General features: G+C 42.9%; 15 protein-coding genes. 13 read left to right on the top strand and 2 right to left on the bottom strand.

The window, feature by feature from the left end:
• Positions 1-108: 108 nt before the first annotated feature.
• From BAE31_RS08000 to abc-f, 7 genes are all read left to right on the top strand, one after another.
• Positions 109-1,278 (top strand): macrolide family glycosyltransferase, encoded by a 1,170-nt coding sequence (locus tag BAE31_RS08000; RefSeq protein ID WP_076840100.1) that lies wholly within the window; start codon positions 109-111, stop codon positions 1,276-1,278.
• A 120-nt stretch (positions 1,279-1,398) separates the two neighbouring features.
• Positions 1,399-3,039 (top strand): nickel ABC transporter substrate-binding protein, encoded by a 1,641-nt coding sequence (gene nikA, locus BAE31_RS07995; protein ID WP_041107902.1) that lies wholly within the window; start codon positions 1,399-1,401, stop codon positions 3,037-3,039.
• A 15-nt stretch (positions 3,040-3,054) separates the two neighbouring features.
• Positions 3,055-3,984 carry a nickel/cobalt ABC transporter permease gene (opp1B, locus tag BAE31_RS07990; RefSeq protein ID WP_041107900.1) on the top strand — a complete coding sequence of 310 codons (930 nt, stop codon included), beginning with the start codon at positions 3,055-3,057 and terminating at the stop codon, positions 3,982-3,984.
• 5 nt (positions 3,985-3,989) lie between these two features.
• Complete coding sequence (opp1C, locus tag BAE31_RS07985; protein WP_041107898.1) at positions 3,990-4,877, top strand: nickel/cobalt ABC transporter permease; 888 nt, start codon at positions 3,990-3,992, stop codon at positions 4,875-4,877.
• Entirely contained in the window at positions 4,840-5,658 is an 819-nt protein-coding gene (locus tag BAE31_RS07980; RefSeq protein ID WP_041107896.1) for an ABC transporter ATP-binding protein, read from the top strand. Before opp1C ends, BAE31_RS07980 begins: the two co-directional genes overlap by 38 nt.
• On the top strand, positions 5,652-6,422 hold the full coding sequence (locus BAE31_RS07975; RefSeq protein ID WP_076840099.1) for an ABC transporter ATP-binding protein: 771 nt from the start codon (positions 5,652-5,654) through the stop codon (positions 6,420-6,422). The genes BAE31_RS07980 and BAE31_RS07975 overlap by 7 nt, the downstream gene beginning before the upstream one ends.
• Positions 6,423-6,754: 332 nt before the next feature.
• Positions 6,755-8,314 (top strand): ribosomal protection-like ABC-F family protein, encoded by a 1,560-nt coding sequence (abc-f, locus tag BAE31_RS07970; protein WP_212667499.1) that lies wholly within the window; start codon positions 6,755-6,757, stop codon positions 8,312-8,314.
• 216 nt (positions 8,315-8,530) lie between these two features.
• On the opposite strand, the gene BAE31_RS07960 is transcribed toward abc-f, so the two are convergent.
• Positions 8,531-9,940: a polysaccharide deacetylase family protein gene (locus BAE31_RS07960; RefSeq protein ID WP_076840249.1), complete on the bottom strand. Its 1,410-nt coding sequence runs from the start codon at positions 9,938-9,940 to the stop codon at positions 8,531-8,533.
• 323 nt (positions 9,941-10,263) lie between these two features.
• Between BAE31_RS07960 and BAE31_RS07955 the strand changes: the two genes are divergently transcribed.
• From BAE31_RS07955 to BAE31_RS07940, 4 genes are all read left to right on the top strand, one after another.
• Positions 10,264-11,289 carry a FecCD family ABC transporter permease gene (locus BAE31_RS07955; protein ID WP_170871280.1) on the top strand — a complete coding sequence of 342 codons (1,026 nt, stop codon included), beginning with the start codon at positions 10,264-10,266 and terminating at the stop codon, positions 11,287-11,289.
• Positions 11,286-12,287, top strand: a complete 1,002-nt coding sequence (locus BAE31_RS07950) for a FecCD family ABC transporter permease (protein ID WP_076840094.1) — start codon at positions 11,286-11,288, stop codon at positions 12,285-12,287. The genes BAE31_RS07955 and BAE31_RS07950 overlap by 4 nt, the downstream gene beginning before the upstream one ends.
• A 17-nt stretch (positions 12,288-12,304) precedes the next feature.
• Positions 12,305-13,204, top strand: a complete 900-nt coding sequence (locus BAE31_RS07945) for an iron-hydroxamate ABC transporter substrate-binding protein (protein WP_076840092.1) — start codon at positions 12,305-12,307, stop codon at positions 13,202-13,204.
• Positions 13,205-13,349: 145 nt separating this feature from the next.
• Positions 13,350-13,574, top strand: a complete 225-nt coding sequence (locus tag BAE31_RS07940; protein ID WP_041107886.1) for a phage holin — start codon at positions 13,350-13,352, stop codon at positions 13,572-13,574.
• Positions 13,575-13,660: 86 nt separating this feature from the next.
• Here BAE31_RS07940 and slrR read toward each other — a convergent pair whose 3' ends face one another.
• On the bottom strand, positions 13,661-14,131 hold the full coding sequence (slrR, locus tag BAE31_RS07935) for an HTH-type transcriptional regulator SlrR (protein WP_024426096.1): 471 nt from the start codon (positions 14,129-14,131) through the stop codon (positions 13,661-13,663).
• A 258-nt stretch (positions 14,132-14,389) separates the two neighbouring features.
• On the opposite strand from slrR, the gene BAE31_RS07930 reads away from it, so the two are divergent.
• Both BAE31_RS07930 and BAE31_RS07925 read left to right on the top strand, forming a co-directional pair.
• Positions 14,390-15,121 (top strand): YveK family protein, encoded by a 732-nt coding sequence (locus tag BAE31_RS07930; protein ID WP_024423528.1) that lies wholly within the window; start codon positions 14,390-14,392, stop codon positions 15,119-15,121.
• Positions 15,111-15,794 carry a CpsD/CapB family tyrosine-protein kinase gene (locus BAE31_RS07925; RefSeq protein ID WP_076840091.1) on the top strand — a complete coding sequence of 228 codons (684 nt, stop codon included), beginning with the start codon at positions 15,111-15,113 and terminating at the stop codon, positions 15,792-15,794. The genes BAE31_RS07930 and BAE31_RS07925 overlap by 11 nt, the downstream gene beginning before the upstream one ends.
• Positions 15,795-15,934: the final 140 nt, after the last annotated feature.

The raw sequence follows: 15,934 nt of genomic DNA, 5'->3' as shown, positions 1-15,934 counted from the left end.
AAATACTAGACATAAGACTCATTTCTTCCCTTTTCAGGCGTATTTGTTGAGCCGGCTTGCTGTATATGATTAACATGGAAGGGAATTGACAATGAGGAGGAATTTCTTGTGGCGAAGATTTTATTGATTACGTTTCCAGCTGAAGGACATGTGAACCCTATGTTAGGAATGATTAAATCATGGGCGGATCGAGGCGATGAAGTGCATGCGGTCACAACTGTACATTATGAGGAACGAATCAAACGCTTAGGCGCTCACGTACATATACATCCAGACTATATTCGGACATTACATGTGGAAGAAGGAGATTTAGATTCTATGCAGCCGTTCTTTCATGCCATGCTGCAAACGTCATATGATATTTTAGAGGTGGTGGAAACACTTTCCGAGAAGCATTCATTTGATTTGGTCTACTTTGATATGTTTGGGGCAGGGGAGCTTGTTCGAGATTATTTGCACATTCCGAGCATTGGTTCCAACCCATCTTTTGTGCTGCAAGAGGCGCATTTTGATACACCGCTATACAGAAAGGATGAGAAAGCCGATCATCTATTAGAAAATATACAAGAGCGTTTTGGCGTTCAGCCAACGCGTTTGATGCAATTTATGAAAAACCGTGGAGAACTGAATATCGTCTATACAAGTGAATATTTCCAGCCGTCTGTTGATTCATTAAACGATTCGTTTGTTTTCATTGGACCGAGCTTTTTAAAAAGAGCCGATCAGCATGATTTCCCGCTGGAAGCACTTGAGCAAGAAAAAGTCGTTTTTATTTCCATGGGCACCGTTCTTGGTGATACAGAATCATTTTTTAATATGTGTATAGATGCTTTCGCAGACTTTGACGGAAAAGTGATTATCGCAACAGGTGAAAAAGTGGATCGTTCTCTCTTAAAAGAGGCGCCTGCTCATTTTCTAATCGAGCCTTATGTACCGCAGCTTGAAGTGCTCGAACTGACAGATGTGTTTATAACGCACGGCGGGATGAATAGTGTCAATGAAGGTATTCATTACCACGTTCCGATGGTCGTCATTCCAGTCGACAAAGATCAGCCGATGGTGGCACAAAGACTGACCGAATTATCTGCTGCCTGTGCACTTGATAAAGATCAGCTGACAGCAAAGCAGCTAAGAGAAACTGTTGAGACGGTTTTAGGCAGTGACACGTACCGTGCCGGTATTGAGAAAATTGAAGAAAGCTTCCAAGCAGCAGGTGGAACAGAAAAAGCATTAAAGGTGATTGATCAATTTATACAAGCGAAACAGACTCAATCATGAGTCTGTTTTTTTTATGAAAAGACGTTGTATTTCCCATTTCTGTATGCTAATATTCAATTCGTAATCATTTCGATTAATAATCGTAATGATTACGATAATTTTGAATTGGGGGAAGTACATATGAGTGATCAACCTGTTTACATAAAGAAGAAATATGAGAAAAGGCATCCCTATGTGACATACACCTTGATGCTGTTTTCAGTGATGGCTTGTTTTTTATTGGCCTCATGCTCTGAAAACAAAGCATCTTCCAGCAATGATAGAGAAGAAGATGAGCTCGTGTATGCAAGTACAAAAGATATCAGGGACATCAATCCCCATCTATACGGTGGAGAGATGGCTGCTCAAAATATGGTGTTTGAATCGCTTGTCGTCAATACAGAGAAGGGTGTTCAGCCTGCCTTAGCGAAAAGCTGGGACATATCAAAGGATGGAAGGACCTACACCTTTCATCTTCGAAAAGGTGTGACTTTTTCAGATGGTGAGCCTTTTAATGCAAAGGCAGTGAAATTGAATATTGATGCTGTCGTCAAAAATATTGAAAAGAACGCTTGGCTTAATCTCGTATCCGAAATCAAATCCACAAAGGCGGTAGATGACGATACATTTGTTCTCACGTTGAAAGAGCCTTATTATCCTACGTTAGAAGAGCTGGGCTTAACACGCCCCTTCCGTTTTATTTCTCCAAAAAGCTTCATTGATGGAACGACTGCAAAAGGAGTCAAAAGCTATGCAGGTACAGGTCCTTATGTGCTAAAGGAACATAAGAAAAATCAATATGCTGTTTTTGAAATGAATGACCACTATTGGGGGAAAAAGCCGAAAATTTCAACTGTGAAATGGAAAGTCATGCCGGATCACCAAACCATCTTACTTGCGCTTCAAAAAGGAGAGATTGATCTTTTATTTGGAGCAGATGGTGACATGATCGATGGAGACTCATTCCAGGCTTTAAAAGAAGCAGGTCAATATGGTGTAACCGTGAGCCCTCCTGTTGGTTCAAGATCGATTGTTATTAATTCAAACCAGCCAATCACAAAAGATCCGAAAGTAAGAGAAGCGTTTCAATACGCCATTCAAAAGGACATGATCACAGAAGGCATTTTAAATGGAACGGAAAAGGTGGCACACACATTGCTTGCCCCTTCAGTCCCTTACGCAGATATTCCATTGAAAAAGAAAACTTATCAAAAGAAGAAAGCAGAGGCATTATTGGATGATGCAGGCTGGAAGATGAAAGAAGACGGGTATCGCTATCAAAATGGCAAACTGCTGAGTGTGGCTATTTACTATAATTCCGATAATGCAGGCGAAAGAACGATCAGTGAATCGATTCAACAAGATTTCAAGCAGGTGGGGATCAAGCTGGATATTAGAGGAGAAGAAAAACAGGCATTCTTAGATCGCCAAAAAACAGGAAAGTTCGATCTGATGTACTCGCTGTCTTGGGGGCTTCCTTATGATCCACAAACTTATGTCTCTTCATTCCGTGTAGCATCCCATGCTGATTATCAAGCTCAATTAGGACTGAAAAAGAAAAAGTGGCTGGACGAGACGATTACGGAAGTATTAGTAGAACCAGATGAGCAAAAGCGGAAACAAATGTATCAAGAAATATTGACGTATATCCATGATGAAAATGTCTACCTCCCAATCTCATATTCTGTGACAAAGGCTGTTTATAATAAGCGCCTGAAAGGCGTAGGTTTTCATGTATCTCAGTATGAAATCCCATTTGACCGTATGTATTTTGCGTCATAAAACGGAGGTAGAGACATGACTCGCTATCTCTTAAAACGAATATTGATGCTTTTTCCGCTTATGATCTTCATCACCTTCTTTGCTTTTGTACTGCTGACGATGCGGGCAAGTGATCCAGCAGAGGTCGCTTTGCGGGTGAATCAAGTCACTCCAACAGAAGAAATGATTGAATCGATGCGGCAGGAGTTAGGCTTAGACCAGCCATTTTTCATCCGCTATGCCACATGGCTAAAAAATGGATTAACAGGTGATTTTGGCAGAAGCTATGTCAATCAGGAGCCCGTTTTTGATCTTATCATGGAGGCGCTGCCTGCGACATTGCAGCTTGCAGGAGCAGCGCTTTTTTTCATCATTGTGTTGAGTTTATTATTTGGAGTGATTTGTGCATATGCTGCTCACACTTGGGTGGACCGTTTATTGAGAGCCTTTGTGTTTATCGCCGCTTCAATGCCTAGTTTTTGGCTAGGGATTTTGTTGATTTGGCTTTTTTCTGTCAAATTCAATTGGGTCAATACGAGTGGAATGGAAGGATTCAAATCGATTCTTCTTCCAGCTGTCACATTATCATTTGGCTACTTATCGACCTATGTGAGACTAATACGTAATCAAATTCTAAAATTTCAGCACGAGCCCTTTGTTTTTTATGCAAGAGCACGTGGTTTAAAGGAACGAACCGTTCAACTGAAAATCTTGAGGCATGCCCTGCAATTAGCGGTAACAGCACTTGGCATGTCTATTCCAAAGCTCATTGCGGGAACTGTTATTATTGAGAACCTTTTTGCTTGGCCTGGGGTTGGCCGGTTGTGTGTAACGGCTATTTTCCATGCGGACTTCCCCATTATTCAAGCCTATTTGTTTGTGATGGGGTTCCTGTTTGTTATGTGTAATCTCATCGCTGATATGATGCAAATGACCATGAATCCGCAATTGAGAAAGGAGGTATGACAACAATGATAGGGTGGCATCAATTAAGAAAAGACCGTATGGCGATTCTTTCAATCTGGCTGTTAGCGCTTGTCGCATTAGCTGGACTGTTTGCTCCAATGTTAGCACCACATGATCCAACAAATACGAACATTCTCCAAAAATATGCCGGTATCAGTCTTACTTACCCACTCGGAACGGATCATCTAGGGAGATGTGTATTATCGCGGCTTTTATATGGCATTCGGACAACAATGCTTGCAGCTATGCTGACCATGTGTATCACGATGCTCATTGGCAGCGCACTTGGACTCATGGCAGGTTTCTTTCGAGGAAAGGTGGATGGGGTTTTGATGAGGCTGTGTGATGTCATGCTGTCCTTTCCAGCAGAGGTGATGATTCTTGCGGTTGTGGGAATACTCGGACCTGGACTATTCAATATTATTTTGGCGAATGTCTTAGCGAAATGGGCCTGGTATACAAGAATGATTCGGTCGTCTGTCCTTCAATATGCGAATGAACCTTCTGTTCAATTTGCAAAGGTGACTGGCGGCAAACCCTTTTACATATTGAGGAGACATCTATTTCCTCGCATCTCAGGAGAAATTGCTGTTTTTGCGACACTTGATGCGGGCTGGGTGATCTTAAATATATCAGCACTGTCTTTTCTTGGATTAGGTGTGAGTCCGCCTACACCAGAATGGGGCATGATGCTCAACGAGGCGAAGAATGTCATGGTGACACATCCAGCCCATATGCTTGCGCCTGGACTTGCCATCTTGTTTGTGGTCATGGCGTTGAGCTTTTTAGGAGACAGCCTTCAGCATGCCGCGAATCCTGCCATGCATCATACCAGAAAGAAAGGGGTGAGGCCATTTGCCTTTAATCGACGTAAAAAATCTGTCCGTACATGATCCACAGCAGCAAAAGAATATAGTGACGAATATCACATTTTCTTTACATCAACAACGCTGTTTAGCCGTCATTGGAGAAAGTGGCAGTGGAAAATCAACTGTCGCCAAAGCGTTAATTGATCTTGTCGCCCCTTCGCTAGAAGTGGAAGGAACGATCATTTTTGACGGCAAAACATTAACAAATCAAGAAGCGCATCAATGGCGGGGTAAACGAATAGGTTTCATCTCACAGGATGTCATGAATGCATTCAACCCTATCGAAACGATAGGTCATCAAATGGTGGAAACATTTCAGCAGCATTTGGGCTTACGAGGGAAAGAAGGGAAAGCACATGCTATGGCTGGGCTTACACGTGTCCATTTAAAAAATCCATATGATTTGATGAAAAAGTATCCGTATGAACTGTCTGGAGGAATGCTTCAGCGTGTGATGATTGGCATCACGATGATGCTTTCTCCAGACGTGATCATTGCAGACGAGCCAACTGCATCACTTGATGCCTTTAATGGGCGTGAAGTCATCAGACAATTACACAGTCTAAAGGAAGAAACTGGTGTTACCTTGATCGTCATAACGCATGATTTAGGCGTCGTTCAGGCAATCGCTGATGAGTTGATGGTCATGCACCAAGGAGTAATGCTTGAGCATGGGTCAGCCAAGGAAGTGTTCACATCACCCGAGCATCCTCAAACAAAGCATTTACTTGAGACGAGGCTTCGATTATCTGCCCCTACTGAAGCACTGCGGCAGCAGAAGAGAGTGGAGGCGTTTCCATGTTGATCACAGCTTTCGATCTAGTCAAACACGGTGAGAAGAAAGGTCTTTTTTCAAATCAAAAGAAACCAAAAGACCGCATATCAAATGTTTCGTTTCAAATCGAAAAAGGACAATGTGCCGGATTAGTCGGTGAGAGCGGAAGTGGCAAAAGTACATTGGCACGGATCCTGCTCGGTTTAGAAAAAATAGATGGAGGCGAGGTACAGATTGATGGTATGACAGCTGACAAATGGCGAAAGATGAACCGGGGGAAAATGAGTGTTGTCTTTCAGGATTATCTATCTTCTGTTCATCCCTCCTTTACGGTGAAAGAGATCATAGCAGAACCGATGCGTTTGTTAAAGCAGAATCAGAATCTGGATCAGAAGGTTTTGTCATTACTTGAGCAAGTCAGACTGCCCTCGTCTGTACTGAATCAATATGCTCATCAGCTAAGCGGTGGTCAGCTCCAGCGAGTGTGCATCGCACGAGCCATATCGACGCATCCAGCCATTCTCATACTAGATGAAGTCTTGAGCTCACTGGATGTCTCTGTTCAAGTACAAATATTGGAGCTGCTTGAGACATTAAAACAAGAGCTAGACATGACCATGCTTCTCATTACTCATGATGTAGAAGCAGCGGTGTATCTGTGTGACCGCCTCCTATTTTTACATGAAGGAAGCCTAGTGGAAGAATGCAAAAAGGACGAACTGTTTGAAGTGTCCCATCCATTTACACTCCAGTTAATCGACTCACTTATGCCATTTCAGCTTGACAAAAAATAACCAATCTTTTATCGTATACGTAACAAACGACGGAAGGGTGACCCAATGCAATGAAGTACTAATCCTATGACCTGTAAGCAAAATGAACGAACGAAGGCAGTGAGCAAACGATCCGTTTGCCATGTTTGCTGCGTTTTCATTTTTTAGCTTCGGAATAGGATGGTACAGCTTGGGAATCAAAAAATGAAGTGATTGATACGTGGGATGTGTGTGTTCAAATAGGAACGGCACACCATACTGGATCAATCCGCTTATTTTTGTACACCATTTTGCCTCCTATTCTGAGAATGGGAGGCTTTTTCATGTCTCCTGATACGAAAGGAGAGGATTGGATGTTATTAAAAGCCAATCAGTTAAAGGTATTTCGAAAAGATCGCTTGTTATTTGATATTGAGGAGCTCGCCATCCATCAAGGTGACCGCATTGGTCTTGTAGGGATAAATGGCAGCGGAAAAACGACTTTATTGCATGTGCTGGCAGGACAGGAAACACCAGACAGCGGCACGGTTGCCGCCACAGCGGTCTGTACGCTGCTTCCTCAATTGAAACAAGGAGACGGCAGACAGAGTGGCGGTGAAATGACCCAGACTTATATTGAAAGAGCATTAAGCCGGCCGTCTGCCCTTTTATTAGCAGATGAACCGACCACTCATTTGGATACGGAGCACATTGAGTGGCTGGAAGAAAAGCTGCGTCATTATCAAGGAGCTCTCATTGTTGTTTCGCATGATCGTGCTTTTTTAGATGCAATATGTACGGAGATTTGGGAGCTGGATCATGGGCAGCTTCATCATTACAAAGGCAACTACACGCATTTTGCACAGCAAAAAGAGCTGGCATATCGTCAGCAGGTGGAAGCGTATGAAGCTTATACACAAAAGAAAAAACAGTTAGAGCATGCACTGGAAAAGAAAAAGAAAAAGGCGGATAAAGCGACAAAGCCCTCCCAAAAGGTGAAATCCTCAGGACCTAAAATTGCAAAGCCCTACTATGCAAATAAGCAAAAAAAACTGCAAAAAACAGCCAAATCCATTGAAACAAGGATGGAGAAATTAGAAAAGGTGGAGAAGGTAAAGGACATTCAGCCCATTCAAATGACTCAGCATACGATGAAGGAAACAGCAAGCCGTACCATTTTGAGAGTGGAAAATGTAGATGGCAAGGCGGGAGATAAAGTGCTTTGGAGGCAGGCGAATGTGGAAGTGAGGGGCGGAGACAAAGTTGCCATTATCGGAAAGAACGGGAGCGGCAAAACGACATTTCTCCGTATGTTAGTGAATGGACATCCCGGAGTTACTCGTTCAGAGGCTGTCAAGCTAGCCTATTTTCGTCAGGATCTGTCAGGATTGAAGGTAGATGAATCGATTTTACAAAATGCGCTGAAAGAGGCGGTTCAAGATGAAACAGTGGTTCGAACGGTTTTGGCGAGACTAGGATTTAGAGGGGATGATGTGCACAAGCCTGTTGATGTATTAAGCGGGGGAGAACGGGTGAAGACGATGCTTGCTTCCTTACTCGTCAGTGATGCCAATGTTCTCATGCTGGATGAACCGACGAACTTTTTAGATCTGGCGGCAGTTGAAGCACTTGAAGGTCTATTGAAGGATTACCCAGGTACCGTTGTGTTTGTTTCCCACGATCGCAGGCTGATTGAGGAGGTTGCCACTCATATTTTCCATATTCATGAGGAACGTATTGAAGCATTTGACGGCACATATGAAGCCTATAAACAAAAGGAAGAAAAACCAGTTGTGACAAATAGAGAAGAGGAGCTTCTGTTAATTGATATGCAGCTGTCTGAAGTGCTCAGCCGTTTAAGTATTGAGCCGTCGCAAGAGCTTGAAGAGACATTTCAAGCATTATTGAAACAAAAAAAGTCTTTGGAGTCATAAAAGAAAACCCCTGTTTACTCTACAGGGGTTTCAGCGCGCGGACAAACCCTCGCATTCTTTGTCAGTCCTGCGTGCCGGTGCTCACGAATGTACAATTCGCTCCGCTCCAGTACTCGTCCTTCCTAGACTTCAAAGGTTTTCCATCACGCTGAAAAGAAGACAAAGGGCTAAAATAAAGATCATTTTAGCCCTTTGTCAACAATCTGAGACCCCTGTTTACTCTACAGGGGTTTGTTCATGTCGTTCTTTTTTTAATTGTTCAAGTTCACTCACTGTGACGAGCTGGTAGCCTTGTTTGGTGAGTTCATGGATGATCTTTACTGCTGCTTGGGCTGAGCTTTCATAAATATCGTGCATTAACACTGTTCTGCCATCTGCTGCATGTGAGAGAACGCGGTTTGTGATTTGCTGGCTGTTGCGGATCTTCCAATCCTCAGGATCAACATCCCACAAAGTGACCTTCATCCCAATTGCATGATTGATATCTTGATTTGTACCGCCATATGGCGGTCTAAAGTGCGTAGGTGTATATCCGCTTGCTTTCTCAATCAGCTGCTGGGTGTCCTTCACTTGTTTCACCGCTTCTTCTAAAGGCAGTCTTGTTAATAAAGGGTGATTGTAGGAATGGTTTCCGATCTCATTCCCGCCTTTTAAAATATCGGCAAGCATTCCAGGGTAATATTGCACCCTGCTGCCTAATACGAAAAAGGTAGCATGTCCTTTATATGCCTTCAGCGCATCTAAAATTTTTGTGGTTGTCGCTGGATTCGGTCCATCATCAAATGTGAGTGCGATGGCTTTTTTATTCGGGTCAAGCTTTGATTTTTGCGGCAGCTTGACGGCTTTTCTTTTTGGATTCGGTTCTTTCATTTCATTTTTATTTTTGAGTTTATCCATATAATCTGGCTTTAATATGTCCTTCAGCAATGTCTTTTTGATTGCGAGTGTTTGCGGCCCAAGATCCTCTGCTGCTACTTGAGATGCAGGGAAATAAAATTCTACATATTTGTCTTTCAAGGCAAATTGACTGAAGTTTTGAGCATCAGGGGCTGTTCCCTTCTGAAGGAGAGGCTGATCCTTAGATAAGGTTTTATCCTTTCGAAGCTCTGTATATGTAATATAGGATAATTTCTTTAAATAATTGGTTTTAGGCAGAAATAAATCTTTGGTGTCAAGAAAGGTTTTTTTCTGAAAATCAAAGTTAATCGTGAGGTGATTGGTGGTTCCATTTTGCTGGCCAGTATACGTATAGGTCGTAAAGCGAATGGCAGCAGACTGCTTCGCATAATGCACCATTTCATAATCAATATTCAGTTCATAGCGTTTATGTTCATCGATATCCTTTGCTTCACTGAATGTTTTTTTGAAATGCTCTAATGCCGAATTGGCATAGCTTTGAATCTTGTCATCTAGCTCTTTTTGATGAAAAAGAGGATAGTTGACTGCATATCTCATAAATTTCCCGTCATTTACGAGAGTGACAATTTCCACGTTTTTATAGTTCGTATCCTGCTTTACATTTTTCTTCTCTGTACCGCTTGCTTGTTGATTTTGAAAGAAAGCAACTGCTCCAATGACGACTGCAAGCGCAAATAGGACGATACTCCATTTTCCCTTTACTGACACAACTTTCAAATCTCCTCTCATGACGGGTCATTCTTTATTAGTTTGACATCTGTTTGTAATATTTTTATAACATTTGACTTACTTTTGTAATTTTAGGGGATATTCATGTGAACTGTCAACTATTTTCCTATTAAACTAGGAGAAAAAATGATAGGCCGTACTGAGCGACAAAAAGAACCTCCCACCCCGATGCTCCGCATATACCTTCATTAATTAAAAAAAAGGGTGTACATTGATTTTTTAGAGGCTGGCGGCTATAATTTTGTTGATTATGATTCTCATTTTCAAACTGACTTTCAATGAAGAAAAGGATGACACCGATTTTGCAGGATAAGCGAACTCAACAAAAACGATCATCACATATTCTGTTCTTTTTGATATTTTTTCTCGCCGTCATTGGTTTAGCGGCTGCCATGTTTTTTGCTGTGTCATACGGTGCAAAAACATTGTCTCTGCAAACGGTTTGGACAGCTGTATTTGACTACCAGTCAAATGTTACAGAGCAGCAGATCATCCATGAATTAAGACTTCCACGTGTTTTAGGGGCAGCTCTAGTGGGAGCGGCGTTTGCCGTAGCGGGTGCTCTAATGCAGGGCATCACAAGAAATCCACTAGCAGATGCGGGGATTTTGGGCATTAATGGCGGTGCGATGTTTGTGGTCGCTCTCTGTTTTGCTTTTTTCCCGGGAATACCTTATTCAGCACTGATGTTTTTTTCCTTTATTGGTGCTGTGCTCAGTACGCTGCTGATCTTTGCGATTGGGGCGGCTGGCGGCGTATTGACACCGCTGCGCCTCACTGTGGCAGGAGCGGTTGTAGCCGCATTGCTTCATGCGCTCAGCTCTGGGATCGCGATTTATTTTGACCTGAGTCAGGATCTGGCTTTTTGGTATGCAGGCGGGGTAGCTGGTGTGAAATGGCCGCAGCTGACGATTCTCGCCCCGGTTATTCTGATTGTAATCGTATGGGCCATGCTATTAGGCCGGTCACTTTCCTTACTATCGCTCGGTGAAGATACAGCGGCAAATTTAGGGGTGAAAACACGGCAAGTGCGAATACTAGGAATGACTGCTGCTGTGTTATTAGCAGGGGTTTCTGTATCAGCAGTCGGATCGATTGGGTTTGTCGGTCTCGTCATCCCGCATATTGCACGAAAGCTTGTTGGTGTAGACTATCGTTTCGTCATTCCGATGTCAGCGATACTAGGCGCAATGCTGCTTGTCTTTGCAGACCTTGCCAGCCGTACAGTCAATCCGCCAAGAGAACTTGCCATTGGCGTGATGGTGGCACTTGTTGGTGTTCCTTTCTTCTTATACATTGCCAGAAAAGAAGGGAGGAACCTGTCATGAGAGAGAAACAGCGTGCTCTTGTCGTGACACTCGTTTTGCTTTGCCTGAGTGCGGCTGTTGTGCTGTATAGTTTAAATACCGGTACGCTGAAACTTAGCCCTGTCATGGTCGTCAAGACGTTATTTGGCTTTGGAGATTTCCAAAGTGAAACGGTGCTGTTTGACTATCGTCTGCCTCGAATTGTGGTGACGATGTTAGCTGGTATTGGTCTTGGCATTGCTGGCGGCATTTTGCAGAGCTTATCCCGTAACCCGCTGGCCGACCCTGGGATTATTGGATTGAATGCAGGGGCAGCCTTTGGCTTAATTGTGTTTGTGACATATTTTCACGCACTTGAAGGCAATCCGTCTCTTCTTATTCCGCTCTTTACGTTTGGCGGCGGATTGCTTGCGGCAGCGGTCATCGTGCTTCTTGCATATGACCGGCATGAAGGGCTTGTTCCTATCCGTCTGATCTTAGTTGGCATTGCGGTTGCTGCGGGATTTAGTGCACTCACCTTATATTTGTCATTGAAGCTGGATGAAGATACATATACGTTTGCTTCAAGGTGGCTTGTGGGCAATGTATGGGGGAGAGACTGGATTCATGTGCTGGCGCTTCTGCCTTGGATTGTATGCCTTGTGCCGCTTACGCTGATGCAGACAAACACGCTCAATGCATTGACATTAGGAGATGCTGTCGCCTCAAGTGTAGGTGTACGTGTCCAGCGTAGACGTCTTCTCCTCTTGACCTTAGCGGTAGGCCTCGCGAGTGCAAGTGTTTCAATGACAGGTGGTATTGGCTTTATTGGCCTCGTCGCCCCGCATTTGGCTAGGAGGCTTGTCGGTTCACTGCATCAGTATTTTTTACCAGTTAGTGCGCTGCTTGGCTTGTTGATTTTGGTCAGTGCCGATACAATTGGACGTTCCATCTTTGCTCCAAATGCCATACCGGCGGGTGTGGTCGTGGCCTTTATCGGTGCCCCATATTTTCTTTATTTATTAACTAAAACGAAATAAACACGAAAGAGGAACTCATCATGAAAAAATTACTAGTGTTTGGATTAACGTTCTGTTTCTTGCTGCTTGCCGCTTGCGGACAACAGGAAACAAAGAATACAACAAATGAAAAGACCAATGGAACACCAAAGATTGCTTCCTTGTCTATTCATTTAACAAATGACTTGTTAGCACTCGGTATCAAACCGGCGGGCTCTGTTGTAGGAGGAGACTTAAAAGATTTCCTTCCACATGCGAAAAAGCAGCTGAGTCAGACGAAGAAGCTTGGCATTGCAGCTGATCCAGATATGGAATCACTGCTTGCGTTACAACCAGATGTCATTTATGTTGATGAAGAATTAGCCGGACAAGACTTATCGAAATATAAGAAGATCGCCAAAACAGAAGTGTTTAATTTAAATGATGGCACATGGCGGGATCATTTGAAAAAAATCGCCAAACACGTCAATAAAGAAAAAGAAGCGGATCAATATATTAAGAATTACAATCAAGAAGCAAAAGAGGTCAAATCGCTCATCAAGAAAAAGATTGGAAACGGAAAAGTCATGGCGATCCGTGTCACAGCAAAGGAGCTTCGCGTATTTAGCATGAAGCGCCCAATGGGTCCTATTTTATACGAGGATTTAGGCCTGACACCTGTCGATGGTGTGAAAAAGCTGGACAGCAAGCGCCCATTTGAAGTGATTTCTCAAGAGGTTCTTCCTGATTATGATGCTGATGCGATCTTTGTCGTTGTCAACCGTGATGATAAAGCGCAGCAGGCATTCAAGCAATTAGAAAAGACTCCGATTTGGAAGGGTCTAAAAGCAGTGAAGAAAAACCAAGTCTATCCGATTGCCGATCAGCCTTGGCTCGATTACTCAGCTCTAGGCAATAAAATGGCATTGGATGAAGCAAAAGAGATGTTTTCTAAATAAATAGCAAATGAAATCAGGCATCATTCCGCATATAGGAATGATGTCTCTTTTTTTTGATTCGTTCTTCTATTCATTCGGCTGATGCATACATATGAGAGAGAACGAGCAATACCGCCCGTGAGAAGAGGAAAGGGAGGGGTTACAGTTGGAGATTCAAAAAATTAGTGCAGGTACAATTGCAAGGCTTGTGCTGCTTTTACTGGCGCTTGTTAACAGTGCGCTAACTGCTGCGGGAAAAAGTCCAATTCCTATTGATGAAGAAGGCGTTCAGCAATTCATCACGCTGGCCTTTCTGGGAATTACATCACTATGGGCCTATTGGAAAAATAATGATATAACGAAAAAAGCACGAACAAAAAAAGAAGAATAACAGAAAAAAGAGCCTTTCATGAATCAAAGGCTCTTTTTCATCGAAGCGTCAAACGCCTCTCCCCGCAATCATTCTTCCTGAAAGGCTTACGCCCGGCGTTCTCCCATGTTGTTGAGGAAAGCTTTTACTTCCTCAATGCTTAAGCCAATTGCCTTTGCTTCACTCATTAGACGCTTCCACTCTGCGATATTTGAATCGGTCAGCTTTCTATGGGTGACATGTAACGACTTTTCTTCCTGCTCCTTTCGGTACGTTTGGAGCAGCTGATAGAGCTCTTCTTTAGGCATGCCTGATTGGACGGCACTCACAATATGCTCCCGCCATTCGTGTTCACCACCCTCAGCGTAATGAAACATCATCGTCTCTGCATCAAACAGCTCTTGTAAATCAATCTCTAGTGAAGAGGATACCTTTTTTAAGAACTGGACAGATGGATTTCTGTGGACACCACGCTCAATTTTGCTCAAATATGACTTAGAGACATGAGCATCCTCAGCCAGCTGCTGAATCGAGTATCCTTTTCTCTTTCGGTAAATGCGTATCACCTTGCCTATCATTCGATCAATGATCTCCCTTCTCACCGGCGAATAGTTCTGCGACCTTTTTCGTTCATTATAAGAAATAAATTGTTCTTTATAAAATTCAAAAACGTAAGAATCAGGAAGTAAACAAAAGAAAACGAACGATTTCGTTCTTTAAAAAGAACTATAAGACCTATTATGACATTTTTCTTTGCGGGTATTATCTTTTATAATCCAATCATTAACAAAAAGAAACCATATATAACCTTTTTATGATGAAATCGGGAGGTATCTATGAATGAGAATATAGGTTTTAAGCAGCTGTTTTCTGTCATTAAAGAGAAAATGGCCCTTCTGATCCTGATTGTCCTGATCGTAACGGGCATTTCAGCCTATTATCAGTTCTATGTCTCGACTCCTGTATATCAGGCAACCACTCAAATTCTTGTTCATAAACGCAGCAATGACGCACAAGCAGATTTAAACGATATTCAGATGAACCTTCAATATACACGTACCTTTCAAGTTTTATTAAAAAGCCCAATCGTCATTGAAAAAGTAAAAGAAACACTCCATCTCACAGAATCAGCAGAAGGACTAAAACACAAAATTGCCACAAGTACTGAAAATGAGTCTGAGGTCATCAATATTTCTGTACAAGATGAGGATCGCGCGAAGGCAGTCGCCATTGCGAATACCGCAACAGAGGTGCTGCAAGAAGAAATCAAAAAAACAATGAATATGGATCGCATTAATGTTTTGTCTGAAGCCAAGCTGTCCAACACGATTCTGATGAATTCAAGGAAGTTCGTTCATATCGTTCTGGCACTAGGCGCCTCCTTATTAGGGGGCATGACACTCATTTTCTTAATGAATTTACTCGATGATACTGTAAAACGAACACATCAAATAAGAGAAGAGATCGGATTGCCGTCGCTTGGCAGTGTCTATCAGATGCAGGCAGACAGGAGGGCCAAAAAAGACAAGCAGTCCGTCATAACGGGAGGACAGAACATTGATCTTTAAGAGGAAGAAAAGAGAAAAGAGAGATTTATCCTGTATTTCTGCATTAAATCCTCACTCTGTCATTGCGGAACAATTCCGTACGATCCGAACAAACATCGAATTCACATCGATCCAAACAAGGCTGAAATCGATATTAGTGACCTCCTCCTTACCGAAGGAAGGGAAATCATTTACGGCTGCAAACTTAGCAGCTGTTTTTGCACAGCAGAACAAGCGGGTGCTGCTCATGGACGCTGATTTGCGAAAGCCGGCCGTCCATGAATATTTTGACCTGAGTCATCACACCGGTTTGACGAATGTGCTATTAAATAATTGCAGCTTGGAAGAAGCTATTTTACCGACACCGATTGAGCATTTAGAGCTGCTTCCGAGCGGAACCATTCCGCCGAATCCAGCTGAGCTGCTCTCCTCTTCTGTGATGAAGCAGCTATTTTATGAGATTGAACAGCAATATGACATGGTGATTGTTGATTCCACGCCGCTTCTGCCAGTTGCAGATGCAAAGATCTTGGCGAACCGGACGGATGGGAGCATTCTCGTTGTCTTAAGCGGCAAAACAAAGATTGCTGCTGTGAAGAAATCAAAAGAAGTATTAGAAGGAACAACAAGTAAACTGCTTGGAGCTATGCTAAATGGCAAGAAAGAGAAAAAGGGCAGGCTGTATATGTATTAAAAAGATTGATAGGTGATGTCTCCTAATCTTTAACAATGGAGGCACTCGATCCTGCTGTGGGCATAACCGTGCCTTAGATGCTCGTCATCAGTAGTGGGATGTGAGGACGGGTTTGATGCCCATGTTACGTAAGAATAGTG

The sequence above is a fragment of the Bacillus sp. I-2 genome, assembly GCF_001974945.1.
Classification (GTDB): domain Bacteria; phylum Bacillota; class Bacilli; order Bacillales; family Bacillaceae; genus Bacillus; species Bacillus safensis.
The sequence above is the reverse complement of the archived record's forward strand: the minus strand, read 5'-3'. Positions and strand labels throughout refer to the sequence as shown.